This window comes from Streptomyces sp. CNT360 (assembly GCF_000424785.1).
On the sequence record NZ_KE384246.1, the window covers coordinates 226,369 to 251,108 of the forward strand.

Sequence of the window (24,740 nt, forward strand, 5' to 3'; positions counted from 1 at the left end):
GGCCGGTCCGACAACCCGGCGCAGGCGGGCGGCGGCGGGCCGCCCGGGCGGGGACGCCGGGGCTGTGTCAGACCTTGCCGAGCAGGTCCGCGGGGAAGGCGCCGGCCTGTGCGGCGGTGCGGGCGAACCCGCCCGCCAGCTCCGTCAGCCGGGCCACGTCCTCGGCGCCCAGCAGTTCGTACGGGCGGCGGTCGAGCCGGTCGGTATCCTCCTCCAGGTTCTTGCGCAGCGCTACGCCCGCCTCGGTCAGCTCCCCGTCGCCGCCCAGCAGCCCGCGGTCGGTCAGCCGCCGCTGCGCTGCCGCCCAGTCCTGCTCGTTGTAGCCACGGGTGCTCAGCACCCACTTGGGAGCCATCCCGCGTCCGGTCGCCGTGTGGCTGACCACGGCTTCCAGTGCATCGAGGCCGGCGTGCTGGAGCGCCGCGATGTGGCCGTCGCCGCGGTGTTCGCGCAGCAGGGTCGCCGCGTGCCACAGCGCCAGGTGCGGGGCCGTCTCCAGCGGCGGGGTGGGCAGGTCGGCGTTGGCGGAGTACAGCGGGCGCCCGGAGCGGCCGCAGCCCTCGGTGGCGCGCAGGGCGAGCCGGGCGGCCTCGCTCATCTCGGCGCCGGCGACGGTCTCCTCGCCCAGCAGGTGGCGCAGCGTCGCGTCGGCGGCGCGCAGCCGCGCGGCCAGCACCGTCTCCGGGGAGGCCGCGTCCCACACCTCGGGGACGAAGCGGGCGACCAGTGCGTGGCTGTAGTTGTAGAAGGTGGCCGTCACCGTGCCGGCGCTCACGGCGCCCAGCGGCGCGGAGCGCGCGGCCAGGTTGACCGCGTGCGCATCGTCGATGCCGTAGGGCGCCAGTTCCTTCCCCAGCGCGGGTGAGAAGTACAGCGCGGAGTGCAGGGCGTTGAGGGCGTTGTGGCAGCGCCGCCCGGCGCGATCGGGGAGTGACGTCATGCCCGTACGCTACCGGGCGGTACGGGCCACCAGAAGGGCAGGGGAACCAGCCGCTCCGCTCGGAGGGGAGGGCGGTGCCGGGCCGTCCGGCAGGGCTCGGCGGGCCCGTCTCAGTGCCGCCAGGTGAAGCGCGGCGCCCGGCGTTCCAGGAAGGCCGCCACGCCCTCGGCGGCCTCCCGGCTCAAGGCCGCCTCCCGCTGCCAGTGCGCGACGCGGCCGGCTCCCGTCCGCCCGTCGGCGAACTCCTTGGCCGCGGCCTGGGTCAGCGCGGAGCGCGTGGTGAGCGTGCGTGCGAACGCGGCCACTTCGGCCGCGAGTTCGTCCGCGGGGTGCACCTCGTCCACCAGCCCGGTGCGCAGTGCGCGGGCGGCGCCGATCAGTTCCCCGGAGAAGAGCAGGTACTTGGCGGTGGCCGGACCCACCAGGCGCACCAGGCGCTCGGTGGAGGAGGGGCCGTAGACGATGCCCAGCTTGGCGGGTGTGCTGCCCAGCAGCGCGTCCTCGGCGGCGAAGCGCAGGTCGCAGGCGACGGCGAGCTGACAGCCGCCGCCGACGCAGTGGCCGCGTACGGCCGCGAGCGTGGGCTTGGGGAAGGCGGCCAGCGCCTCCTCCGCGGCGACCGCGAGGGACTGCTGCTCCTGCGCCGCGCTGCCCTGCACGGTCTCCGGTCCCACGGCGTCCCGCAGGGCACCGATGTCCGCGCCCGCACAGAAGGTGCCCTGCGCTCCGGTCAGCACCAGCACCCGGACCGTGGGGTCGGCGGCCAGGTCGGCCAGCAGCGGGGGAAGCCGGCGCCACATGGCGGGGGTCATCGCGTTGCGCTTGGCCGGATGGTGGAGGGTGACGGTCGCGACGCCCTCGTCGTCGCGGGCCGTGAGCAGGGTGGGCTCCATGGGCGTGATCGTATCCAGTGGCCGCCAGGTTTCCGTCAGGGAGCTGACCGGAGCGTAAGTCTTCTGTCAAATGCCATCGATACATGCCCAGTTGCGGTCAGCGGCACAGTCCGGGGCCGGGCGGTACCACCATTTACTGCAAGTGCATCTGCAAGTACGGACCAGATGTGCGGTCACGAGTCCGACGGAAGAGAGCGGAGTACTCAGATGGAGAGCCGCGGTGCGCACCTGACCGGCGTCCTCGACGAGGCTCCCGGGGCCCCGGGGCGGGCGGAGCCTCCGGCCGCGGGGAGCGGGACGCGAGCGGGGCAGGGCGTGGAAGCGGTGAGCCGGCTCGTGCCCGTCGTCCCGCTGCGGGAATGCGATGAGCGGCCCCCACGCCGCACCGTCGGCTGCGCGCACGGGTGCGGCCCCGAGCCCGCGCGGGCCCGCACCCTCGTGCCCGCCCAGGAGGCCGCCCCGCAGGAGAGCCCCGCACGTGCCGGCGGCAGCCGCGAGGGCGGCTGGCAGACCGGCAGTTGGCGGTTCACCGCACCGACCACCGACGCCTCGGTGCCCCGGCTGCGGCACACTGTCAGGGAACTGCTGGAGCGGCAGCCCACGCACGTACCGGAGGACACGCTCCAGGGGGCGCTGCTGATCACCTCCGAGCTGGTCACCAACGCCGTGCGGCACGCGGCCCTGCTCTCACCCGAGATCGCCGTCGAGGTCGCGCTCGGCGGCGGGTGGCTGAGGATCGCGGTCGAGGACAGTCACCCCTACCGTCCCAAGGCGCTGGCGGCCGAACCGTACGCGGAACAGACGGGCGGCCGCGGGCTGCTGCTGGTCAAGGCGCTCGCCGGCGAGGCGGGCGGCAGGTGCGACGTCGAGCAGACCGGTGCCGGCGGCAAGGTCATCTGGGCGGCGCTGCCCCTGACGGCCGTCTCCTGAGGGGACCGGCCGGGACGCACCCCAGGGGCGCGGTGCGTGCGGCCTGCGGCCGCACCTCACCAGTCCCCTGCGCCGCCCGTCACCTCCCGCACGACAGGGCGTGCGGCGTCGAGCACGGTCATGAACCACGTCGAGAAGGGGTCCGTCGCGTGCCGCTTCTCCAGCTCCTCGGCGGTCACGAACGCGACCTCGGCGATCTCCTCCGGGTCGGGCCGCAGCTGCTCGCGCAGCAGGCCCACGAACAGGTGGTTGTACTCCTGCTCCACCAGACCGGAGGCGGGGTCGGGGTGGTTGTAGCGGACGGTGCCCGCCTCCCGCAGCAGCGCGGGAGCCACGCCCAGCTCCTCGCCGATGCGCCGGGTGGCCGCGGCGAACGGCGCCTCGTCGGGGTACGGGTGTCCGCAGCAGGTGTTCGACCACACGCCCGGCGAGTGGTATTTGCCCAGTGCCCGGCGTTGCAGCAGCAGCCTGCCGCCGTCGTCGAAGAGGAAGACCGAGAAGGCCCGGTGGAGCTGCCCGGGGGCCACATGGGCGGCGAGCTTCTCCGCGGTGCCGATCGTGGTCCCGTTCTCGTCGACCAGTTCGAGCATGATCGGGGCCGCTGAGCTGTTCGCCATGGTCATCCTTCTCGTGGGCTCGTGGGCAGCGCGACCCAGTGTGCCGCAGCCGATGCCGGAACCCCGCATTCTGCGGCAATCTGTCCATTGCGTGCGCGAACGCGCCCGACTCTGTCCGTGCGGGCTCCTTCCGCGCTCGCTGTTCCGCCCTGCGCGTGCCCACTGGGGCGGCCTGCGCGGCCCTGCGGCGGCCCTGCGCGGCCCCTGTGTGGTGGCCCGGCTCCGTGCGGTACCCGAGCCGGTTCCGGCGTCCCGTGCGCTCAGCGGGGTGCGGTACGGGCCTCGGGGTGCCGCAGCAGCCAGCCCTCCCAGGCGGAGGAGACCATCTCCCGGACCCCGAAGCGCGGCTGCCAGCCCAGCTCGGTACGGATCCGCTCGGCCGAGGCCACCACCCGCGCGGGGTCGCCCGGCCGTCGCGGTCCGGCCACGGGCGCGGGCTCGCGGTGCCCGGTGACCTCGGCCACCAGCTCGGCCATCTCCCGCACCGAGACACCCACGCCCGTTCCCACGTCGAGCGTCAGATCGCTGCCGTCCGCCGCGCCGCCGCCCGCGGCCATGGCGCCGGCCGCGGCGACGTGCGCGTCGGCCAGGTCCTGGACGTGGATGTAGTCGCGGATGCAGGTGCCGTCCGGTGTCGGGTAGTCGTCACCGAAGATGCGAGGAGCCGCGCCGCGCGTGAGGGCGTCGAAGAACATCGGGACGATGTTGAAGACCCCGGTGTCCGACAGCTCGGGGGCTGCGGCCCCCGCGACGTTGAAGTACCGCAGACAGGCCGTGTTCATCCCGTACGCCCGGCCCGCCGCGCGCACCAGCCACTCGCCGGCCAGCTTCGTCTCGCCGTACGGGTTCATCGGCACCGTGGGGGTCTTCTCGGTGACCAGCTCCACGTCCGGCATCCCGTAGACGGCGGCCGACGAGGAGAGGACGAAGCGGCGGATGCCCGCGTCCGTCACGGCCTCCAGCAGCATGGCCAGGCCGTGCACGTTCTCCTCGTAGTAGCGCAGCGGCTGCTCCACCGACTCGCCCACCTGCTTCTTGGCCGCGAGATGGATCACACCGTCGATGCCGTGATCGGAGAGCGTACGGGCCACCAGCGGGCGGTCGGCGAGCGAGCCCCGCACCAGCGGCACCTCGTCGGGCAGGCGCTCCGCGAACCCGGTGGACAGGTCGTCCAGCGCCACGGCACGCTCGCCCGCGGCTGTCAGAGCCCGTGCGACGTGACCGCCGATGTAGCCCGCGCCGCCTGTGATCAACCACGTCATGCCCGGCACCCTACCGGCCGCGCCGACGCACCCCGGCCGCGGCCGGAACCGGTGCACGCGCCGCCTCGGTTGTGGCCCGCATCCATGATCGACCATGCTGGGGCGGGCGTGCGGCAACGCTGAGGAGGCGTGTGCGGCGACCGCAACAGCGGGGCGAGGAACGCTAGGTGAAGGCGCGTTCCGGCGATCGGATACTCTCTGCCGACGTGCTGCCGACCCCCTTCCGGGCGACGGCGCACGCTGCCCGCTGCCTTCTTGTCCCCTTCTCGCGCGGGCATGCCAGCTTTCAAGGAGTGAGTTCGTTCTGTCGACCGCCATCCTCACCGGCCCGCCGGTCGCCGGGTCGTCGCTGGAGACCGACCTGCGCTCCCTCGGCTTCGAGGTGCGCGTGGCCGACAGCCCGGCCGACGTCGAGCGCCACCTGTCCGGGACGCCCGCAGACGAACGGCTCGCCCTCGTCGACCCCCGTTTCGTCGGCCACCTGCACGCGCTGCGGCTCGCACTGAAGGACCCGCGCTTCGCCGCCGGTGCCCTGCCCGGCGTGGTCGGCCTCGCCCCCGAGGCCCGCCGCGCCCTTCCCGGCGCAGCGGACGGGCCCGACGAGGCGGCCCGCGCACTGGAGGCCGCCGGGGTGGAGGTCCACCGGCCCGAGCTGGGGGTCCTGGTCGCGGCCGTGCCCGCCGACGGGGCGGAGCGCGCGGAGGCCCGGAGCGCCGTCGCCGCGGTGGACGACGAACAGGTGCGGCTGCGCTCCGCGGTCAAGTCCCGCGACGGCTTCTTCACCACCTTCTGCATCAGCCCCTACTCCCGCTACCTCGCCCGCTGGTGCGCCCGCCGCGGTCTGACCCCCAACCAGGTCACCACCGCCTCACTGGTCACCGCGCTGATCGCCGCCGGCTGCGCCGCGTCGGGCCAGCGCTGGGGCTTCGTGGCGGCCGGGGTGCTGCTGATCGCCTCGTTCGTGCTGGACGCCACCGACGGGCAGCTCGCCCGCTACGACCTCCAGTACTCCACGCTCGGCGCCTGGCTGGACGCCACGTTCGACCGCGCCAAGGAGTACGCCTACTACGCGGGCCTCGCGCTGGGCGCGGCCCGCGGGGGCGATGACGTATGGGCCCTCGCGCTCGGCGCCATGCTGCTGATGACCGCGCGGCACACCGTCGACTTCTCCTTCAGCGAGGCCAGCAGGGACGACGCCGAAGCCTCCGCCAACACCAGTCCCACCGCGGTGCTCTCCCAGAAGCTGGACAGCGCGGGCTGGACGGTGTGGGTGCGCCGGATGATCGTGCTGCCCATCGGCGAGCGCTGGGCCCTCATCGCCGTGCTGACGGCCGCCACCACGCCCCGTATCACCTTCGTCGTGCTGCTGATCGCGGGCACCCTGGCCGCCTGCTACACGACCGCGGGGCGGCTGCTGCGCTCCGTCCGCCGCCGGGCCCGCACCGCACGTGCCGCCGAGGGCGTGCGCGCCCTCACCGACAGCGGGCCGCTCGCCGAGCTCTCCGGCCGGCTGCTGCGTCCGGTCCCCCTGCCCGGCCTCGGCGTCCCCGCGCTCGCCCTGCTGGGCGGCGCCGTGATCCTCGCCACCGTGTGGGCCGTACCACCGGGCAGCCCCTGGGCGATCGTGGCGGCCGCCGGCTACGCGCTGTGCGCGGGGGTCGCGCTCGCCAAGCCGCTGCGGGGCCCGCTCGACTGGCTGCTGCCGCCCATCTTCCGTATCGCGGAATACGGCACGGTTCTGGTGCTGGCCGCACGGTCCGGAGTCGACGGCGCGCTCCCCGCGGCCTTCGGGCTGGTGGCGGCTCTCGCCTACCATCACTACGACACGGTGTACCGCCTCCGCGGCGGCACCGGAGCGCCTCCGCACTGGCTGGTGCGGGCGGTCGGGGGGCACGAAGGGCGGACCCTGGTGGTCACCGTCGTCGCCGCCCTCTGGCTGGGCGGCGGCGGTCACGGCCAAGGCTTCACTTTCGCGCTGACCGCGCTCGCCGTGGTCATCGCGGTTCTGGTGCTCGTCGAGAGCATCCGTTTCTGGGTGTCCTCCGGGGCGCCCGCAGTACACGACGAAACAGGAGAACCCGCATGATCGGCCTCGTGCTGGCTGCCGGCGCCGGACGGCGTCTGCGCCCCTACACCGACACCCTGCCCAAGGCCCTGGTGCCCGTCGACGGTGACACCACCGTCCTCGACATCGCGCTGCGCAACTTCGCCGCGGTCGGCCTCACCGACGTCGCGGTCGTCGTCGGGTACCGCAAGGAGGCCGTCTACGAGCGGCAGGCGGCACTGGAGGCCGAGCACGGCGTCAAGCTCACGCTCATCGACAACGACAAGGCCGAGGAGTGGAACAACGCCTACTCCCTCTACTGCGCCCGTGAGGTCTTCAAGGAGGGCGTGCTGCTGGCCAACGGCGACACCGTGCACCCCGTCTCCGTCGAGAAGACGCTGCTGGACGCGCGCGGCAACGGCCAGAAGATCATCCTGGCGCTGGACACCGTCAAGGACCTGGCCGACGAGGAGATGAAGGTCGTCGTCGACCCCGACAAGGGAGTCCAGAAGATCACCAAGCTGATGGACCCGGCCGAGGCCACCGGCGAGTACATCGGTCTCACCCTCATCGAGGCCGAGGCGGGCGCCGAGCTGGCCGACGCGCTCAAGGCCACCTTCGAGAAGGACCCGCAGCTCTACTACGAGGACGGCTACCAGGAGCTGGTCAACCGCGGTTTCAAGGTCGACATCGCCCCCATCGGCGACGTCAAGTGGGTCGAGATCGACAACCACGACGACCTCGCCAAGGGCCGGGAGATCGCATGCCAGTACTGACCCGCCTCATTCCGTCGCCGGTCGTCGTGGACATCTCCCGTGGCGCCCTGGACGACCTGGCGGGCCTGTTGGCCGATCAGCGGATCTCCACCAACGGCAAGCTCGCCTTCGCCATCAGCGGCGGCTCGGGCGCGGCGCTGCGCGACCGGTTCGCGCCGCTGCTGCCCAACGCCTCCTGGTACGAGGTCGGCGGCGGCACCCTGGACGATGCGATCAAGCTCGCCGACGCCATGAAGTCCGGCCGCTACGACGCGGTGGTCGGGCTCGGCGGCGGCAAGATCATCGACTGTGCGAAGTACGCCGCGGCCCGTATCGGGCTGCCGCTGGTCGCCGTCGCGACGAACCTCTCGCACGACGGCCTGTGCTCGCCCGTCGCCACCCTCGACAACGACGCGGGCCGCGGTTCCTACGGGGTGCCCAACCCGATCGCGGTCGTCATCGACCTCGACGTCATCCGCGAGGCCCCCGAGCGCTACATCCGCTCCGGCATCGGCGATGTGATCTCCAACATCTCCGCGGTCAAGGACTGGGAGCTCGGCCACGAGCAGCGCGGCGAGGCCATCGACGGGCTGGCCGCAGCCATGGCCCGGCAGGCCGGCGAAGCGATCCTGCACCACCCCGGGGACGTGTCCGACGACGGCTTCCTCCAGGTGCTCGCCGAGGGGCTGGTGCTCACCGGCATCTCCATGTCGGTCGCCGGGGACAGCCGCCCGGCCTCCGGTGCCTGCCACGAGATCAACCACGCCTTCGACCTGCTCTACCCCAGGCGGGCCGCGCCCCACGGCGAGCAGTGCGGTCTCGGCGCCGCCTTCGCCACCTATCTGCGGGGTGACAAGGACACGGCAGAACTCATGGTCCAGGTGCTGCGCCGGCACCAGTTGCCGGTGCTGCCCGCCGACATCGGCTTCGACGCGGACGAGTTCGTCGAGGCCGTCGCGTACGCACCGCAGACCCGCCCCGGGCGGTACACGATCCTCGAACATCTCGACCTGTCCACCGACCAGATCAGGGACGCGTACGCGGACTATGCACAAACCATCGGTAGCTGAGCTGCGGCCGGTCGTTCACCCCGAGGGGGTGAAGGACCGGCGCAGCGGCGAGCACTGGGCCGGCCGCCTCTACATGCGGGAGCTCTCCCTGCGGGTGGACCGGCACCTGGTGGGCACCTCGGTCACGCCCAACCAGCTGACCTACGTGATGACGCTCGCCGGCGTCCTCGCCCTGCCCGCCCTGCTGCTGCCCGGGATCGGCGGGGCGGTGCTCGGCGTGGTGATGGTCCAGCTCTACCTGCTGCTCGACTGCGTCGACGGCGAGGTGGCCCGCTGGAAGAAGCAGTTCTCGCTCAGCGGCGTCTATCTGGACCGGGTCGGCGCCTACCTGTGCGACGCGGCGGTACTGGTCGGCTTCGGACTGCGCGCCGCCGACCTGTGGGGGAGCGGACGCATCGACTGGCTGTGGGCCTTCCTGGGCACGCTGGCCGGACTCGGCGCCATCCTGATCAAGGCGGAGTCCGATCTGGTCGGCGTCGCCCGGCACCAGGGCGGGCTGCCACCGGTCAAGGAGTCGGCCTCCGAGCCGCGCTCCTCCGGGCTGGCCCTGGCGCGCAAGGCGGCGGCCGCGCTGCAGTTCCACCGGCTGGTGCTGGGGATCGAGGCGTCGCTGCTCGTCCTGGTGGTCGCGATCGTGGACCAGATCCGCGGCGACCTGTTCTTCACCCGGCTCGGCGTCGCCGTCCTGGCGGGCATCGCGGTCCTCCAGACGCTGCTGCACCTGGTGTCCATCCTCGCCTCCAGCAGGCTGAAGTAGGGGTGTGATGACGATGCGACTGGGTGCCGTGGTGCTGACCATGGGCAACCGCCCCGAGGAACTGCGGGCGCTGCTCGACTCGGTGGCCAAGCAGGACGGCGACCCCGTCGAGGTCGTCGTGGTGGGCAACGGTGCGCCGCTGCCCGAGCTGCCGGACGGTGTGCGGACGGTCGAGCTGGAGGAGAACCTCGGCATCCCCGGGGGCCGTAACGTCGGTATCGAGGCGTTCGGCCCCGGGGGCCGCGAGGTGGACGCGCTGCTCTTCCTGGACGACGACGGGCTGCTGCCCTCCCCGGACACCGCCGAACTGGTGCGCGAGGCCTTCGCGGCCGATCCGAAGCTGGGCATCATCAGCTTCCGCATCGCCGACCCGGACACCGGCGTCACCCAGCGCCGCCATGTGCCGCGGCTGCGGGCCTCCGATCCGATGCGCTCCTCGAAGGCCACCACCTTCCTCGGCGGCGCCAACGCGGTCCGCACCGACGTCCTGGCCCAAGTGGGCGGCCTGCCGGACGAGTTCTTCTACGCCCACGAGGAGACCGACCTCGCCTGGCGGGCGCTGGACGCCGGCTGGTCCATCGAGTACCGCGCCGACATGGTGCTGCACCATCCCACCACGGCCCCCAGCCGGCACGCGGTCTACCACCGCATGGTGGCCCGCAACCGGGTCTGGCTGGCCCGCCGCAATCTGCCCGCCCTCCTCGTCCCCGCCTACCTGGGCGTGTGGCTGCTGCTCACCTTGGCCCGCCGCCCCTCCGTGCCGGCGCTCAAGGCGTGGCTCGGCGGCTTCAAGGAGGGCTGGACCACGCCCGCGGGGCCCCGAAGGCCCATGCGGTGGCGTACGGTATGGCGTCTGACGCGGCTCGGACGTCCACCCGTGATCTGACAAGCTCTTCTTTGAGAGCATCGGCTCCCAAACACCTGCGCAGTGTGAGGACGAAAGTTTCCATCGTGAGCGAGACAACCCACGACAGTGCCGTTGGTGTGACGCCCCCGCCGTCACCGGACGACGGTCTGACCTCGGCCGAACTCGCGGCCAAGTACGGCCTGTCGGTGAGCGGGGCACGCCCGTCGCTGCCCGACTACGTACGGCAGCTCTGGGCGCGGCGGCACTTCATCCTCGCCTTCTCCCGGGCGAAGCTGATGGCGCAGTACAGCCAGGCCAAGCTGGGCCAGCTGTGGCAGGTCGCCACTCCGCTGCTGAACGCGGCGGTCTACTTCCTGATCTTCGGCATCATCATGGGCGGCCGCGAGGGCATCCCCGGCGGGCAGGGGCGCTACATCCCCTACCTGGTCACCGGGGTGTTCGTGTTCACCTTCACCCAGACCTCGGTGCTCAACGGGGTGCGGGCGATCTCCTCGAACCTGGGGCTGGTGCGGGCGCTGCACTTCCCGCGCGCCTCGCTGCCCATCTCGATCTCGCTCCAGCAGCTTCAGCAACTGCTGTACTCGATGATCGTGCTGGTCATCATCCTGCTCGGTTTCCGTGAGCTGCCCGGCCTCTCGTGGCTGACGGTCATCCCGGTGCTGGCCTGCCAGTTCGTCTTCAACACCGGGCTGGCCATGATCATGGCCAGGCTGGGCAGCAAGACCCCCGACCTGGCGCAGCTCATGCCGTTCATCACCCGTACGTGGCTGTACGCCTCGGGCGTGATGTTCTCCCTGCCGTACATGCTCTCCAAGCACCACGCCCCGCACTGGCTGGTCGAGGTGATGCAGGGCAACCCGGCCGCGGTCTACATGAACCTGATGCGGTACGCGTTCATCGACGAGTACACGACGAGCGACATGTCGCCGATCGCCTGGCCGCTCGCCGTCGCCTGGGCGGTCGTGTTCGGCGTCGGCGGATTTGTTTTCTTCTGGAAGGCGGAGGAGCGTTATGGCCGTGGCTGAGCGAACCGAGCAGAGCGGAGCCCCCGCCGAGTCCGGTAGGAAGACCGAGGCCCAGGCCGAGCAGACCCCCGGCCCGTGGGTGCCGACCGTCATCGCCGAGGACCTGCACATCGTCTACCGCGTCTACGGCGGCTCCAAGGGCAAGGGCAGCGCCACCGCGGCGCTCAACCGGATCATCCGCCGCCGGCCGGGCGGCGGGATGCGCGAGGTGCACGCGGTGCGCGGCGTCAGCTTCACCGCCTACCGCGGCCAGGCCATCGGACTGATCGGCTCCAACGGCTCGGGCAAGTCCACCCTGCTGAAGGCCGTGGCGGGGCTCCTCCCGGCCGAGAGCGGCAAGGTCTACACCGACGGCCAGCCCTCGCTGCTGGGCGTGAACGCGGCGATGATGAACGACCTGACAGGCGAGCGGAACGTCATCCTCGGTGGGCTGGCCATGGGCATGTCCCGCGAGGAGGTCGCCCGCCGCTACCAGGGCATCGTCGACTTCTCGGGCATCAACGAGAAGGGCGACTTCATCACCCTGCCGATGCGTACCTACTCCTCGGGCATGTCGGCCCGGTTGCGCTTCTCCATCGCGGCGGCCAAGAACCACGACGTCCTCATGATCGACGAGGCGCTGGCCACCGGCGACAAGAAGTTCCAGAAGCGCTCGGAGGCCCGCATCCGCGAGCTGCGCAAGGAGGCCGGCACGGTCTTCCTGGTCAGCCACAACAACAAGTCGATCCGCGACACCTGTGAGCGGGTGCTGTGGCTGGAGAAGGGCGAGCTGCTCCTGGACGGGCCGACCGAAGAGGTCCTCAAGGAGTACGAGAAGTTCACCGGCAAGTAGCGGCCTGCCCGCCCCCGGCGGTCCTGCCCCGACAGGGGAGACGACGAGCGGCCCGCACCCCCGGAAGGGGACGCGGGCCGCTCGCCTGTGCGCGGCCGGTTCACACTCCTGAGCGCGTCGGCTCCCGGTCCTCCTCGGTGTCCAGCTTCTCTGTGCGGGCGCCCTCTCGCGGGTCCGCCTCGCTCAGCCCCACCTTCGCGTGCAGCCTGCGCAGCGGCCCGGGCGCGTACCACGCCGTGCGGCCCAGCAGCCGCATGGCCGCCGGTACCAGCACACCGCGCACCGCGACCGCGTCGATGAGGATGGCCAGCCCGCTGCCGAGGCCGAACATCTGGAGGAAGGAGATGCGGCTGGTGGTGAAGGCGAAGAAACTGACCGCCAGCAGGCCGGCCGCCATGGTGACGATGCGTCCGGTGCGCGACAGCCCGCCGGTGACGGCCTCCCGGTCGGCCACGCCTGCCTCGTGCAGTTCCTTGATGCGGCTGGTCACGAAGACCTCGTAGTCCATGGACAGGCCGAAGACGATGCAGAACATCAGCACCGTCATGGAGGTGTCCATCGGCATCGGGGTGAAGTCCAGCACCGAGGCGAGGTGACCGTCCTGGAAGACCCACACCATCGCGCCGATGGCGGCGGTCAGGCTGATGCCGTTCAGCACCAGGGCCCGCAGGGGCTGGACGACGCTGCCGGTGAAGAGGAAGAGCAGCGCGAACGTCGAGCCGAGCACCCAGACGACGGCGGCGGGCAGCTTGTCGGCGACGGCTGTCTTGGCGTCGATCAGTGCCGCGTCCCGGCCGCCGACCAGGGTACGGGCACCGTCCGGGGCGGGCAGGCCGCGGATCTCCCGTACGAGGTCCTGGGCGCGGTCCGAGGCCGGGGCCGCATCGGTGGTGACGGTGAGCCGGTGCGTGCCGTCGTGCTCCAGCGCGGCGGTGGCGGCGTCGGGCCTGCGGGCGAGGTGCCCGTGGGCGTAGGTACCGGTGGCGGCCTGGACGCGGACGACGCCGGTCAGCCGGGAGACGCGGGCGGCGTACCCGGCCACCTCCCGCTCGCCGGTGCGGCCCTCGGTGACGACGGAGACGCCCTCGGCCGCGTTGCCCGTGAACTCGTGCTGGAGCACCGCGGACACCTGGCGGCTCTCGGCGCTGTGCGGCAGCACCCGCTCGTCGGGTGAGCCGAAGCCGGCGCCCAGCAGCGGGCTCGCGGCCAGCAGCAGGACCGCCAGCACCGGCAGCCCGGTCAGTGCGGGCCGGCGCATGACGCCTGCGGCCACCTTCCGCCACAGCGGGGCCTCCGGACGGCGCACCGCGTCGGCCCAGGGCAGCCTGCCCTTGTTGACGCGGTGGCCGAGGAGCGCCAGCAGCGCGGGCACCACCAGCAGTGCGGAGAGCGCGGCGATGGCCACCACGCCGATGCCCGCGTAGGCGAAGGAGCGCAGGAAGAACGGTGGGAAGAGCAGCAGCGCGGCCAGCGCGGCGACCACGGTGGCGGCGGAGAAGAGGATGGTGCGGCCCGCCGTGCGGACCGTGGTGCGCAGCGCCTCGGCCGTCCCGTCCCCGGCGCCCAGCCGCTCGCGGAACCGGCTGACCAGGAGCAGTCCGTAGTCGATGCCCAGGCCCAGGCCGAGCGCGGTGGTGAGGTTGACGGCGAAGACGGAGACATCGGTGACGCTGCCGAGGACGTACAGCTCGGCGAAGGTGCCCAGGATCGCCACCAGCCCGATGACTAGCGGCAGCAGGGCCGCGACCAGGCTGCCGAAGGCGACGACCAGCAGGATGAGGGTGACGGGCACCGCGAGGGACTCGGCCAGCGCCAGGTCGCCCGAGATCTGCTCGGTGACGTCCCCGTTCAGCGCGGCCGGGCCGCCCGCCTGGACGCGGAGCGGACCGCGCTCGCCGGTCCACTCGTCGGTCACTTCCGTGATCCGCGCGGTGTCCGCGTCGTCCATGTGGGCCAGCACCAGGGCACGGGTGCCGTCGCGTGAGGTGAGGGCGGAGCCTCCCGGTGCCCAGTAGGACGTCACCTGGGAGACGCCGGACTCGGCACGCACCCCCTTGGTCAGTTCGGTGCCGGCCCTGCGTGCGGCCGGAGCGTTCAGGTCACCGTCCTCGGCGGTGACGAGCAGCACGAGGTTGTCCTCCCCGCCGAACTCCTCCTCGATCACGGCGGCGGCCCGGGAGGAGGGCGAGTGCGGGTCGTCGAACCCGCCGCCCTTGAGCTTGCCGAAGGCGCCGAGGCCGACGGCGGCCAGGGCCACCGCCGCCAGCAGCGCGAGCACGAGCACGGTGCGTGCTCTGCGATGGGTCAGGTCTGCTATCCGGTCGAGCACGTCTCTCGGTTCCCCCCGGTCGAATGCGGGCAGTGCGGGCGGCGGGCACGGCGGGCCGCCATGTTTACGTCGTAAACATGCATGATGGCGGTGAATGTTACAGCCGTCAACATCGGGCAGGATGGACAGCATGGAGGCGAACAGCGCAGCGAGCGGGCCGGTAGCGGGCGGCAGGAGCGGGGCGGGCGGCCGCAAAGAAGGCCGCTACCACCACGGCGACCTGCGCAACGCGCTGATCCGAGCCGCCATCGAACTGGCCGTCGAGGGCGGTCCCGACGCCGTGGTCCTGCGAGCCGCCGCCCGCAAGGTGGGCGTCTCGGCCACGGCCGCCTACCGCCATTTCGAGGGTCAGAACGACCTGCTGGGCGCCGTCAAGGAGTACGGCCAGCAGCGCCTCGTCGCCAGCATGGAGAGCGTGGGGCGCGACGAGGTCCACGGGACGGGCCCGGCGGCCACGCGAGCGCGCATGGTGGCGCTGGGCCGCGGTTACATCCGCTTCGCCCGGGAGGAGCCCGGGCTCTACCGCACCGCCTTCTGCCACAAGGTCCTCGGCTCCCTCGACGCCATCCCGTCGGACGGGCCCGAGGCCTGCGAAGAGGACTCCGGCCATGAGGTGCGGTCCTTCCGGATGCTCAGCGAGACGCTGGACGAGGCCGTCGCCGTCGGGCTGATCGCGCCCGGACGCCGGCCCGGGGCCGAGCTGAGCGCCTGGGCGACGGTGCACGGCACGGCCATGCTCTTCCTCGACGGCCCGCTCGGCGCCCTCCCTCAGCAGGAGGCCGACCAGGTTGTCGACCGGGTGCTGCACGACATCGTCGCCGGGCTGACGTCCCCCTGACGCGGGCTCAGCGGCACCGGCGTCCGGAGGCGACCCACCGTACGGGGGATTGATGTACGGCGTAAGCTGTTTCGGTGCTGATGCGCGGTAAGTCGGGAGAATCGGCCCCGGCCGAGCTGTGCCGCTGGCCGCTTCCGCAGGCCAGCGCGTGCGGCGTGTCCGAAATAGGATGTTCCTGCGCGGCGGTGTAGAAACGGAGATGTGACGGCAATGGCCATGGGCAGCACGTGGTGAGCGCGGAGGGGGACGCGCACGCGAGCGCGGTGCTCCTCTCCAAGGCCAAGACGGAGAACTTCCCGGTGGCACCGCGGTTCCTGCCCCGCGAGTGGCGGGACGACCTGATGGCCGTCTACGGGTTCGCCCGTCTGGTCGACGACATCGGCGACAGCGACCTGGAGCACGCCCCCGAACACGCCGCCGCCCTCGGCCTCGCCGCCGAGCAGGCCGACGATCCGCTCGCCATGCTGGACGCGTTCGAGGCCGACCTGCACCGGGTCTTCGCCCCATCCGGCGGGCCCGGCCGCGCGGCCTCCCCCGACCGCGAGCCCGGCCACCCGCTGCTGCGCGCCCTGGTCCCCACCGTCCACCGCCGCGGCCTCACCCCCGAGCCCTTCCTGGCCCTGGTCGAGGCCAACCGGCAGGACCAGAAGGTGCGCCGCTACGCCACCTACGGCGAACTGCTGGCCTACTGCGAGCTGTCGGCCAACCCGGTCGGACACCTCGTGCTGGCCCTCACCGGGACGACCACACCCGAGCGGGTACGGCACTCCGACGCCGTCTGCACCGGCCTGCAGATCGTCGAACACCTGCAGGACGTCGCCGAGGACCTGGCCCGCGACCGCGTCTACCTTCCGGCCGAGGACATGGACCGCTTCCGCGTCGGCGAGGGCGATCTGGCGGCCCCCACGGCGAACGCCTCCGTACGCGCCCTGATCGCCTACGAGGCCGACCGGGCGCTGGGCCTGCTGGACGAGGGCACGCCGCTGGTGCGCAGCGTGCACGGCAGGCTCCGGCTGCTGCTGGCCGGGTTCGCCGGCGGCGGCCGCGCGGCGGTCGGCGCGCTGCGGGACGCACGGTACGACGTACTGGCAGGGGCTCCCCGGGCAGGTGCCGCAAGCGTGTTGCGGGCGTCCTGGGCGAGCCTGCGAGGAGAGGGGTGAGCGGGACGGTGAAGACACCGAGAACCGCCGGAACAGGGCGCGCCGCAGCAGCCGCGTCCGGGCAGCAGCTTCCCGCGCAGGTGAGTGCCGCCTACCGCTACTGCGAGGCCGTCACCGGCCGACAGGCCCGCAACTTCGCCTACGGCATCCGGCTGCTGCCCGGGCCCAAGCGGCAGGCCATGTCCGCGCTGTACGCCTTCTCGCGGCGGGTGGACGACATCGGGGACGGGGACCTGCCCACCGAAACCAAGCGGGAGCGGCTGGAGCAGACGCGTGAGCTCCTCGCCCGGATCAAGGACCGTCGGGTTCCCCGCGACGACACCGACCCCGTCGCCGTCGCCGTCAGCCACGCCGCCGACCGCTTCCCCCTCCCGCTCGACGCCCTCGACGAGCTCATCGACGGGGTCCTCATGGACGTGAGCGGCGCCAGCTACGAGACCTGGGACGAGCTGAAGGTCTACTGCCGGTGCGTGGCAGGCGCCATCGGGCGGCTGTCGCTGGGCGTCTTCGGCACGCGTCCGGGCGCACGGGAGGCCACTCGCGCCCCCGACTACGCCGACACCCTGGGGCTCGCCCTCCAACTGACCAATATTCTCCGGGACGTGCGGGAAGACGCGGAAGGCGGACGTACGTATCTCCCCTCGGAGGACCTCGAAAAATTTGGCTGTGCCGGAGGATTCGACAGCGATACGGTGCCGCCCGGCGCCGACTTCACCGGGCTAATGCATTTCGAGGTGCGCCGTGCACGCGCGCTCTTCGCCGAGGGGTACCGCCTGCTGCCGATGCTCGACCGGCGCTCGGGTGCCTGTGTGGCGGCCATGGCCGGGATCTACCACCGCCTGCTGGACCGCATCGCGGCCGACCCCGCCGCCGTGCTGCGCGGACGCGTCTCGCTGCCCGGCCGGGAGAAGGCGTACGTGGCGGTGCGCGGGCTCTCCGGCCTCGACGCACGGCAGGCCTTGCGGCGGAGCGCCTGATGCCCGCCGCCCGGGCCACCGCCACGGGGCGCCGGACAACCCGGAGCCGGGGTACGGCGTCCCAGCGGACGCACGGCGTACCCGGCCGCAGGCCGGAGGGGAGGAGCGTCCTTGACGACGGACGACACACACCACGGTGACCGGCCGGGCGGTTCCCGGCGCGCCGTGGTCCTCGGCGGCGGCCTGGCCGGGACCACGGCGGCACTGCGACTGGCCGAGGCGGGACTGGAGACCACCCTGGTCGAGACCCGGCCCCGGCTCGGCGGCCTGGTCTTCTCCTTCCACCGTGACTCCGCCGCAGGACCGCTGACGGTCGACAACGGCCAGCACGTCTACCTGCGCTGCTGCACGGCCTACTCCTGGTACCTGGACCGCATCGGTGCCGGCTCACTCGCCCCGCTCCAGGAGAGGCTGGACGTTCCCGTCCTGGACATCGGCTCGCGCCGCCCCAGGCTGGGCCGGCTGCGGCGCACCGCGCTGCCCGTGCCGCTGCACCTGGCGGCGAGCCTGAGCACCTACCCGCACCTGTCGGTGGCCGAGCGCGCCTCGGTGGGCCGCGCCGCCCTGGCGCTGAGGAAGCTCGACCCGGCCGACCCGGCGCTGGACGCCATCGACTTCGGCACCTGGCTGCACCGGCACGGCCAGTCGGCCCGCACCGTCGAGGCACTGTGGGACCTGGTCGGCGCCGCCACCCTCAACGCCCGGCCCCCGCAGGCCTCCATGGGGCTGGCGGCGATGGTCTTCAAGACCGGGCTGCTCAGCGCCCCGGGTGCGGCCGACATCGGCTGGGCCCGCGTGCCGCTGGGCGACATCCACGACTCCCTCGCCCGCACCGCGCTCGACACCGCCGGGGTGCGCACCCTGCTGCGCACCCGGGCCCGTTCGGTCAGTTCGGACGAGGGCGGCGGCTGGCGCGTGACGGTCGATCAGGATGGCGCCGCACAGGAGCTGACCGCGGACACGGTGGTGCTGGCCGTTCCGCAGCGGGAGACGTACCGGCTGCTGCCTCCGGGCGCGCTCGCCGACCCGGGGCGGCTGCTGGACATCGGTACGGCCCCCATCCTCAACGTGCACGTCGTCTACGACCGCAAGGTGCTGCGCCGGCCGTTCTTCACCGCGCTCGGCACCCCCGTCCAGTGGGTCTTCGACCGCACCGCCGCGTCCGGGCTCACCGGCGGCGGCCAGTACCTCGCCCTGTCCCAGTCGGTCGCCCACGAGGAGATCGACCTGCCCGTCGCCACCTTGCGCGAGCGGTACCTGCCCGAGCTGGAGCGCCTGCTGCCGGCCGCGCGCGGCGCGGGGGTACGGGACTTCTTCGTCACCCGGGAGCGCACCGCCACCTTCGCGCCGGTGCCCGGAGTCGGGCGCCTGCGCCCCGGCGCGCGCACCTCGTCACCCGGCCTCTACCTCGCCGGAGCGTGGACCGCCACCGGCTGGCCCGCGACCATGGAAGGCGCCGTCCGCAGCGGGGCCGCAGCCGCACGCGAGGCCCTCCTCGCACTGGGCCGTCCGTACGGGACCGCATCGGTCCCCGGCATCGAAGGAAGGGCCCATGAGCACCACTGACGTACCCACAACTGCCAGAACGGGCCCGGCAGGCGGCCCGACAGCACCGCACCAAGGAGACCCTGTGATCCCGGCGAAGCAGCATCTCGCACACGCCGAGAGCGACGACAGCGAGGGCGCCACGAGCGAGGAGGCCGGCACCACGGGCGTGGCCGCGCTGCTGGAGCGGGGACGCAAGCTCACCACACCCGTACTGCGTGCGGCCGTCGAGCGGCTGGCCGGGCCGATGGACACCGTCGCCGCCTACCACTTCGGCTGGATCGACGCCGAGGGACGGCCCTCGGACTCGGCCGGCGGCAAGGCGGTGCGGCCCGCGCTGGCCCTGCTCTCCGCCGAGGCGGCCGGCGCCGCTGCGGAGGCGGGCATCCCGGGAGCCGTCGCGGTGGAGCTGGTGCACAACTTCTCCCTGCTGCACGACGACCTGATGGACGGCGACGAACAGCGGCGCCACCGCGACACCGTCTGGAAGGTGCACGGGCCCGCGCAGGCCATCCTCGTCGGCGACGCGCTGTTCGCCCTGGGGAGCGAGGTCCTGCTGGAGCTCGGCACGGCCGAGGCAGGGCGCGCCACCCGGCGGCTGACCGTCGCCTCCCGCAAGCTCATCGACGGCCAGGCCCAGGACATCTCCTACGAGCACCGGGACCTCGTCACGGTGGAGGAGTGCCTGGACATGGAGGGCAACAAGACCGGTGCGCTGCTGGCCTGCGCCGCCTCCATCGGCGCCGTCCTCGGCGGCGCCGACGAGCGCACCGCCGACGCGCTGGAGGCCTACGGCCACCACCTCGGCCTCGCCTTCCAGGCCGTCGACGACCTGCTCGGCATCTGGGGCGACCCCCAGGCCACCGGCAAACAGGCCTGGAGCGATCTGCGCCAGCGCAAGAAGTCGCTCCCGGTGGCGGCAGCGCTCGGCTCCCCGGGCCCGGCGGCTGCCCGGCTCGCCACCCTGCTGGCGGCCGATGCGAAGAAGACCCAGGCGGAGTTCGAGGACTTCCACGAGGCGGAGTTCGCCGAACGGGCCGCCCTGATCGAGGAGGCGGGCGGCCGCGAGTGGACCTCCCAGGAGGCACAGCGGCAGCACACCACCGCCATCGAGGCGCTCGACTCCATCGAGATGCCCGGCCGGGTGCGCGAACAGTTCGCGGCGCTCGCCGACTTCGTCGTCGTACGGCAGAGGTGAGCGCGCCCGGCACCTCACGACTCCGAGTACTCGGACACTTCGGAAGGAGAAAGGGATGACCGCAACGACGGACGGACCCGCCGGCCCCGGCGTCTCCGGAACGAAGAACACCCCGCGCACACAGCTCACCCCGCGCGATGCGCCCCCCACCGCCCTCACGGACCGGGAGAGCGTGACCGCGCTGGCCGAGCGGACCGCCGCCCGCGCCGTCGACCATCTGCTGGCCCGCCAGGACGCGGCGGGCTGGTGGAAGGGCGACCTGGACACCAACGTCACCATGGACGCCGAGGACCTGCTGCTGCGCGAGTTCCTCGGCATCGGGGACGAGAAGACCTACGCTGCCGCCGCCCGCTGGGTCCGCTCCCAGCAGCGCGCGGACGGCACCTGGGCCACCTTCCACGGCGGACCCGGTGACCTGTCCACCACCATCGAGGCCTACGTCGCCCTCCGGCTCGCCGGCGACGACCCACAGGCCCCCCACATGGCGCGCGCCTCCGCCTGGGTGCGCGAGCACGGGGGAGTGGCCCGCAGCAGGGTCTTCACCCGCATCTGGCTGGCCCTCTTCGGGTGGTGGCGCTGGGAGGACCTCCCGGAGATGCCACCGGAGATCATCTACTTCCCGAAGTGGTTCCCGCTCAACATCTACGACTTCGGCTCCTGGGCGCGGCAGACCATCGTGCCGCTCACCGTGGTGTGTGCGTTCCGCCCCGTCCACCCGGCGCCCTTCCGCCTGGACGAGCTGCACAGCGACCCGGCCCGGCCCCGCCCCGAGACGAAGTTGGCGCCCGTCAACAGTTGGGACGGCGCCTTCCAGCGCATCGACCGTGCCCTGCACGCCTACCGCAAGGTGGCCTCCCGCCGGCTGCGCCGCGCCGCGCTGAAGGAGGCCTCCCGCTGGATCATCGAGCGCCAGGAGAACGACGGCTGCTTCGGCGGCATCCAGCCCCCCGCCGTGTACTCGATCATCGCGCTGCGGCTGCTCGGCTACGACCTCGACCACCCCGTGCTGAAGGCCGGACTGGAGTCGCTGGACCGTTTCACCGTCTGGCAGGACGAGCAGACCCGGATGGTCGAGGCCTGCCAGTCCCCGGTCTGGGACACCTGTCTGGCCGCCATCGCGCTCGCCGACGCGGGTCTGCCGCGCGACCACCCGGCGCTGGTCAAGGCCGCCGACTGGATGCTGGGGGAGCAGGTCGTCCGCCCGGGCGACTGGGCGGTGCGCCGCCCTCAACTGCCGCCCGGCGGCTGGGCCTTCGAGTTCCACAACGACACCTACCCGGACACCGACGACACCGCAGAGGTGGCTCTGGCGCTGCGCCGCATCCGGCACCCCGACCCGGAGCGGGTCGAGCGGGCCATCGCGCGGGCGGTGCGCTGGAACCTGGGCATGCAGTCCCGCGACGGCGCCTGGGGCGCCTTCGACGCCGACAACACCAGCAAGTTCCCCAACCGGCTGCCGTTCTGCGACTTCGGTGAGGTCATCGACCCGCCCTCCGCGGACGTGACCGCGCACGTGGTGGAGATGCTGGCCGCCGAGGGCAAGCAGCACGACCCGCGCACCCGCAAGGCCCTCGCCTGGCTGCTGGCCGAACAGGAGGCCGACGGCAGTTGGTTCGGGCGCTGGGGCGTCAACTACCTCTACGGCACCGGCTCCGTCGTTCCCGCCCTCGTCGCCGCGGGCCTGCCCACCTCGCACCCGGCCGTCCGGCGGGCGGTGCGCTGGCTGGAGAGCGTCCAGAACGACGACGGCGGCTGGGGCGAGGACCTGCGCTCCTACATCGACTCCGAGTGGATCGCCAACGGCACCTCCACCGCCTCCCAGACCGGGTGGGCGCTGATGGCGCTGCTGGCGGCCGGCGAGCAGGAGAGCAAGGCCGTCGAGCGGGGCATCGGCTGGCTGGCCGGGAACCAGCGCGAGGACGGCTACTGGGACGAGCCGTACTTCACCGGCACCGGCTTCCCCTGGGACTTCTCCATCAACTACCACCTCTACCGGATGGTCTTCCCCCTCACCGCGCTGGGCCGCTACCTGCACGGCGACGGCCTGGAACGCGTCACGAGGCGGGGCGCCTGATGGACAACAGCCCGGAGGCTCCAGGCCCGCTGCTGCTCGCGTGCGCGCTCGGCATCGAGCACCGCGCGCTCCGCAGCGGCCTGGGGCACCCGGGCGACGGTCACCCGGACGGGGGAGCGGGCGCCCCCGACGTGCGGCTGCTCCGCAGCGGCATGGGCGCCCCGGCCGCGCGCCGCGCCGTGACCGGGGCGCTCGCCGGGGAGGAGGTGCCCGGCGGCACGGCCGTGCTGGCCACCGGCTTCTGCGCCGGGCTCGTTCCCGGAATGCGCCCCGGCGACCTCGTCGTCGCCCAGGAGACCCGTGACCAGCAGGGGCGCACCCCCTGCACCGGCACCGAACTGCTCGCCACCGCCCTGGCCAGGCACAGCCACGGCAGCGCCGTCCACGTGGGCGTCCTCGCGGGCACCGACCACGTGGTGCGCGGCCGGGCCCGGGCCGCACTGCACGCCGCCGGAGCCGTCGCCGCCGACATGGAGTCGGCTGCCACCCTGGACGCCGCCGCCGCGGGCACGGCCCGGCGTCCGGTTGCGGCTGTACGGGTGGTCGTGGACGCTCCCGGCCATGAACTGATCCGCATCGGGACACTGCGGGGTGGAATATCGGCATTCCGCGTCCTTCGCGGTGTCCTGCCCGCATTCCTTGAATGGCACCGATCCCTGCTGCTCCCCTGGAGGTGAGCCAGAAATGGCCATGCCGCTCCGCCAGACAGTCCGTATCGGGACTTATCTGTTTCAGCAGAAGCTGCGCAAGCGTGAGAAGTTCCCCCTCATCGTGGAGCTGGAGCCGCTCTTCGCCTGCAATCTCAAGTGCGAAGGCTGCGGGAAGATCCAGCACCCGGCGGGGGTGCTCAAGCAGCGGATGCCGGTGGCACAGGCGGTGGGGGCCGTGCTGGAGTCCGGCGCGCCGATGGTCTCGATCGCGGGCGGCGAGCCGCTGATGCACCCGCAGATCGGTGAGATCGTGCGGCAGCTCGTCGCCAAGCGGAAATACGTCTTCCTTTGCACCAACGCGATGCTGCTGCGCAAGAAGATGGACCAGTTCACGCCGTCTCCGTATTTCGCCTTCGCGGTACACATCGACGGGCTGCGCGAGCGGCACGACGAATCCGTGGCCAAGGAGGGCGTGTTCGACGAGGCCGTGGCGGCGATGAAGGAGGCCAAGCGGCGCGGGTTCCGCGTCACGACGAATTCCACCTTCTTCAACACCGACACCCCGCAGACCATCATCGACGTCCTCAACTTCCTCAACGACGAGCTCCAGGTGGACGAGATGATGATCTCGCCCGCCTACGCCTACGAGAAGGCGCCCGACCAGGAGCACTTCCTGGGCGTCGAGCAGACCCGGGAGCTGTTCAAGAAGGCGTTCTCCGGCGGCAACAGGTCCCGCTGGCGGCTCAACCACAGCCCGCTCTTCCTCGACTTCCTGGAGGGCAAGGCCGACTTCGACTGCACCGCCTGGGCCATTCCCAACTACTCCCTCTTCGGCTGGCAGCGCCCCTGCTACCTGATGAGCGACGGCTACGTGCCCACCTACCGCGAACTGGTGGAGGACACCGACTGGGACAAGTACGGCCGCGGCAAGGACCCGCGCTGCGCCAACTGCATGGCGCACTGCGGCTACGAGCCGACCGCCGTGCTGGCCACCATGGGCTCCCTGAAGGAGTCGCTGCGGGCCGCCCGCGAGACGGCCGCACCCAGCGGGTCGCGCTAGAGCGGGCCCGCACGCGGTTGCCCGGACCACCGGAGTCACGTTTCGCCTGAGCAGGGGGGCCGACCATGTCCTTGCTGGAGTCCATCGACGGACCGCGCGACCTCGACGCGCTGTCCGGCCGTCAACTGGAGGAACTCGCCAGCCAGATCCGCCATTTCCTCGTCCATGCGGTGTCCCGCACCGGCGGGCATCTGGGCCCGAATCTGGGCGTGGTCGAGCTGACCCTCGCCCTGCACCGGGTCTTCGACTCCCCCAAGGACAAGGTCCTCTTCGACACCGGGCACCAGTCCTATGTGCACAAGCTGCTCACGGGGCGGCAGGACTTCTCCCGGCTCCGTGCCAAGGGGGGCCTGTCGGGCTACCCGTCGCGGGCCGAGTCGGCGCACGACGTCATCGAGAACAGTCACGCCTCCACCGTGCTGGGCTGGGCCGACGGGCTGGCCAAGGCCAATGAGGTGCAGGGCCGGGGGGACCATGTGGTGGCCGTCATCGGTGACGGTGCGCTGACCGGCGGTATGGCCTGGGAGGCGCTGAACAACATCGCCGCTGCCAAGGACCGGCCGCTGGTCGTCGTCGTCAACGACAACGAGCGCTCCTACTCGCCCACCATCGGCGGGCTGGCCGACCACCTGGCCACCCTGCGCACCACCGACGGCTACGAGCGCTTCCTCGCCCGGGGCAAGGACGTCCTCAACCGCACCCCGGTCGTCGGCAAGCCCCTCTACGAGACGCTGCACGGTGCCAAGAAGGGCCTCAAGGACTTCATCGCGCCGCAGGGCATGTTCGAGGACCTGGGCCTGAAGTACGTCGGTCCCATCGACGGGCACGACATCGCCGCCGTCGAGTCCGCCCTGCAGCGGGCCAAGCGGTTCGGCGGCCCGGTGCTGGTGCACTGCCTCACCGAGAAGGGCCGCGG

Annotated in this window: 22 protein-coding genes; 17 read left to right on the forward strand and 5 right to left on the reverse strand. The window is 72.4% G+C overall.

All coding sequences use genetic code 11. The features are described 5' to 3' along the window. Nucleotides 1–67: 67 nt before the first annotated feature. A complete protein-coding gene (locus H297_RS0131705; protein ID WP_027740323.1) occupies nt 68–940 on the reverse strand; it encodes an SCO6745 family protein in 873 nt (290 codons plus the stop codon). Nucleotides 941–1,050: 110 nt separating this feature from the next. After that, the gene (locus tag H297_RS0131710) at nt 1,051–1,833 is read right to left on the reverse strand and encodes an enoyl-CoA hydratase/isomerase family protein (protein WP_027740324.1); all 783 of its coding nucleotides are present in this window, start codon (nt 1,831–1,833) and stop codon (nt 1,051–1,053) included. Nucleotides 1,834–2,385: 552 nt separating this feature from the next. On the opposite strand from H297_RS0131710, the gene H297_RS44750 reads away from it, so the two are divergent. Next, nucleotides 2,386–2,763, forward strand: a complete 378-nt coding sequence (locus H297_RS44750; RefSeq protein WP_486589756.1) for an ATP-binding protein — start codon at nt 2,386–2,388, stop codon at nt 2,761–2,763. Nucleotides 2,764–2,819: 56 nt separating this feature from the next. On the opposite strand, the gene idi is transcribed toward H297_RS44750, so the two are convergent. Continuing rightward, nucleotides 2,820–3,380 carry an isopentenyl-diphosphate Delta-isomerase gene (idi, locus tag H297_RS0131720; RefSeq protein WP_027740326.1) on the reverse strand — a complete coding sequence of 187 codons (561 nt, stop codon included), beginning with the start codon at nt 3,378–3,380 and terminating at the stop codon, nt 2,820–2,822. Between the two features lie 260 nt (nt 3,381–3,640). Further along, nucleotides 3,641–4,642, reverse strand: a complete 1,002-nt coding sequence (galE, locus tag H297_RS0131725) for a UDP-glucose 4-epimerase GalE (protein ID WP_027740327.1) — start codon at nt 4,640–4,642, stop codon at nt 3,641–3,643. A 304-nt stretch (nt 4,643–4,946) separates the two neighbouring features. On the opposite strand from galE, the gene H297_RS0131730 reads away from it, so the two are divergent. The 7 genes from H297_RS0131730 to H297_RS0131760 all read left to right on the forward strand — a co-directional run bounded on the left by H297_RS0131730 (nt 4,947) and on the right by H297_RS0131760 (nt 11,993). Beyond that, nucleotides 4,947–6,728, forward strand: coding sequence for a CDP-alcohol phosphatidyltransferase family protein (locus tag H297_RS0131730; protein ID WP_027740328.1), 1,782 nt, complete (start codon nt 4,947–4,949; stop codon nt 6,726–6,728). Beyond that, nucleotides 6,725–7,462, forward strand: a complete 738-nt coding sequence (locus H297_RS0131735) for a phosphocholine cytidylyltransferase family protein (protein WP_027740329.1) — start codon at nt 6,725–6,727, stop codon at nt 7,460–7,462. Before H297_RS0131730 ends, H297_RS0131735 begins: the two co-directional genes overlap by 4 nt. Further along, nucleotides 7,450–8,511 (forward strand): iron-containing alcohol dehydrogenase family protein, encoded by a 1,062-nt coding sequence (locus tag H297_RS0131740; protein ID WP_027740330.1) that lies wholly within the window; start codon nt 7,450–7,452, stop codon nt 8,509–8,511. The genes H297_RS0131735 and H297_RS0131740 overlap by 13 nt, the downstream gene beginning before the upstream one ends. Continuing rightward, nucleotides 8,489–9,268 (forward strand): CDP-alcohol phosphatidyltransferase family protein, encoded by a 780-nt coding sequence (locus H297_RS0131745; RefSeq protein WP_078514919.1) that lies wholly within the window; start codon nt 8,489–8,491, stop codon nt 9,266–9,268. The genes H297_RS0131740 and H297_RS0131745 overlap by 23 nt, the downstream gene beginning before the upstream one ends. 13 nt (nt 9,269–9,281) lie before the next feature. Continuing rightward, on the forward strand, nt 9,282–10,154 hold the full coding sequence (locus tag H297_RS0131750; protein WP_027740332.1) for a glycosyltransferase: 873 nt from the start codon (nt 9,282–9,284) through the stop codon (nt 10,152–10,154). A 65-nt stretch (nt 10,155–10,219) separates the two neighbouring features. Then, nucleotides 10,220–11,161 carry an ABC transporter permease gene (locus H297_RS0131755; RefSeq protein ID WP_027740333.1) on the forward strand — a complete coding sequence of 314 codons (942 nt, stop codon included), beginning with the start codon at nt 10,220–10,222 and terminating at the stop codon, nt 11,159–11,161. Next, entirely contained in the window at nt 11,148–11,993 is an 846-nt protein-coding gene (locus H297_RS0131760) for an ABC transporter ATP-binding protein (protein ID WP_027740334.1), read from the forward strand. Before H297_RS0131755 ends, H297_RS0131760 begins: the two co-directional genes overlap by 14 nt. A 100-nt stretch (nt 11,994–12,093) precedes the next feature. On the opposite strand, the gene H297_RS39615 is transcribed toward H297_RS0131760, so the two are convergent. Next, nucleotides 12,094–14,322, reverse strand: a complete 2,229-nt coding sequence (locus H297_RS39615; protein WP_037795816.1) for an MMPL family transporter — start codon at nt 14,320–14,322, stop codon at nt 12,094–12,096. Nucleotides 14,323–14,452: 130 nt separating this feature from the next. Between H297_RS39615 and H297_RS0131770 the strand changes: the two genes are divergently transcribed. The 9 genes from H297_RS0131770 to H297_RS0131810 form a co-directional block, all read left to right on the forward strand. After that, nucleotides 14,453–15,160: a TetR/AcrR family transcriptional regulator gene (locus H297_RS0131770; RefSeq protein WP_027740335.1), complete on the forward strand. Its 708-nt coding sequence runs from the start codon at nt 14,453–14,455 to the stop codon at nt 15,158–15,160. A 227-nt stretch (nt 15,161–15,387) separates the two neighbouring features. Next, nucleotides 15,388–16,320, forward strand: a complete 933-nt coding sequence (gene hpnC / locus H297_RS0131775; protein WP_027740336.1) for a squalene synthase HpnC — start codon at nt 15,388–15,390, stop codon at nt 16,318–16,320. A gap of 80 nt (nt 16,321–16,400) precedes the next feature. Then, nucleotides 16,401–17,297, forward strand: a complete 897-nt coding sequence (hpnD, locus tag H297_RS0131780) for a presqualene diphosphate synthase HpnD (RefSeq protein WP_027740337.1) — start codon at nt 16,401–16,403, stop codon at nt 17,295–17,297. A 111-nt stretch (nt 17,298–17,408) separates the two neighbouring features. Beyond that, nucleotides 17,409–18,863, forward strand: a complete 1,455-nt coding sequence (hpnE, locus tag H297_RS0131785) for a hydroxysqualene dehydroxylase HpnE (protein ID WP_027740338.1) — start codon at nt 17,409–17,411, stop codon at nt 18,861–18,863. A gap of 148 nt (nt 18,864–19,011) precedes the next feature. Beyond that, a complete protein-coding gene (locus H297_RS0131790) occupies nt 19,012–20,040 on the forward strand; it encodes a polyprenyl synthetase family protein (protein WP_106959744.1) in 1,029 nt (342 codons plus the stop codon). 55 nt (nt 20,041–20,095) lie between these two features. Beyond that, nucleotides 20,096–22,114 (forward strand): squalene--hopene cyclase, encoded by a 2,019-nt coding sequence (gene shc, locus H297_RS0131795; RefSeq protein WP_027740340.1) that lies wholly within the window; start codon nt 20,096–20,098, stop codon nt 22,112–22,114. Next, nucleotides 22,114–22,791, forward strand: a complete 678-nt coding sequence (locus H297_RS0131800) for a phosphorylase family protein (protein ID WP_027740341.1) — start codon at nt 22,114–22,116, stop codon at nt 22,789–22,791. Before shc ends, H297_RS0131800 begins: the two co-directional genes overlap by 1 nt. A 7-nt stretch (nt 22,792–22,798) precedes the next feature. Then, nucleotides 22,799–23,824: an adenosyl-hopene transferase HpnH gene (hpnH, locus tag H297_RS0131805; protein WP_027740342.1), complete on the forward strand. Its 1,026-nt coding sequence runs from the start codon at nt 22,799–22,801 to the stop codon at nt 23,822–23,824. A 65-nt stretch (nt 23,825–23,889) separates the two neighbouring features. Further along, a partial coding sequence (locus H297_RS0131810; RefSeq protein ID WP_027740343.1) for a 1-deoxy-D-xylulose-5-phosphate synthase N-terminal domain-containing protein occupies nt 23,890–24,740 on the forward strand: 851 nt, incomplete at its 3' end.

Excerpts from the sequence above, each read along its gene's own strand:
- H297_RS0131705 (WP_027740323.1), bottom strand. The coding sequence starts at position 940 with ATGACGTCACTCCCCGATCGCGCCGGGCGGCGCTGCCACAACGCCCTC.
- H297_RS0131710 (WP_027740324.1), bottom strand. The coding sequence starts at position 1,833 with ATGGAGCCCACCCTGCTCACGGCCCGCGACGACGAGGGCGTCGCGACC.
- idi (WP_027740326.1), bottom strand. The coding sequence starts at position 3,380 with ATGGCGAACAGCTCAGCGGCCCCGATCATGCTCGAACTGGTCGACGAG.
- galE (WP_027740327.1), bottom strand. The coding sequence starts at position 4,642 with ATGACGTGGTTGATCACAGGCGGCGCGGGCTACATCGGCGGTCACGTC.
- H297_RS0131735 (WP_027740329.1), top strand. The coding sequence starts at position 6,725 with ATGATCGGCCTCGTGCTGGCTGCCGGCGCCGGACGGCGTCTGCGCCCC.
- H297_RS0131740 (WP_027740330.1), top strand. The coding sequence starts at position 7,450 with ATGCCAGTACTGACCCGCCTCATTCCGTCGCCGGTCGTCGTGGACATC.
- H297_RS0131745 (WP_078514919.1), top strand. The coding sequence starts at position 8,489 with ATGCACAAACCATCGGTAGCTGAGCTGCGGCCGGTCGTTCACCCCGAG.
- H297_RS0131750 (WP_027740332.1), top strand. The coding sequence starts at position 9,282 with ATGCGACTGGGTGCCGTGGTGCTGACCATGGGCAACCGCCCCGAGGAA.
- H297_RS0131760 (WP_027740334.1), top strand. The coding sequence starts at position 11,148 with ATGGCCGTGGCTGAGCGAACCGAGCAGAGCGGAGCCCCCGCCGAGTCC.
- H297_RS0131770 (WP_027740335.1), top strand. The coding sequence starts at position 14,453 with ATGGAGGCGAACAGCGCAGCGAGCGGGCCGGTAGCGGGCGGCAGGAGC.
- shc (WP_027740340.1), top strand. The coding sequence starts at position 20,096 with ATGACCGCAACGACGGACGGACCCGCCGGCCCCGGCGTCTCCGGAACG.
- H297_RS0131800 (WP_027740341.1), top strand. The coding sequence starts at position 22,114 with ATGGACAACAGCCCGGAGGCTCCAGGCCCGCTGCTGCTCGCGTGCGCG.
- hpnH (WP_027740342.1), top strand. The coding sequence starts at position 22,799 with ATGGCCATGCCGCTCCGCCAGACAGTCCGTATCGGGACTTATCTGTTT.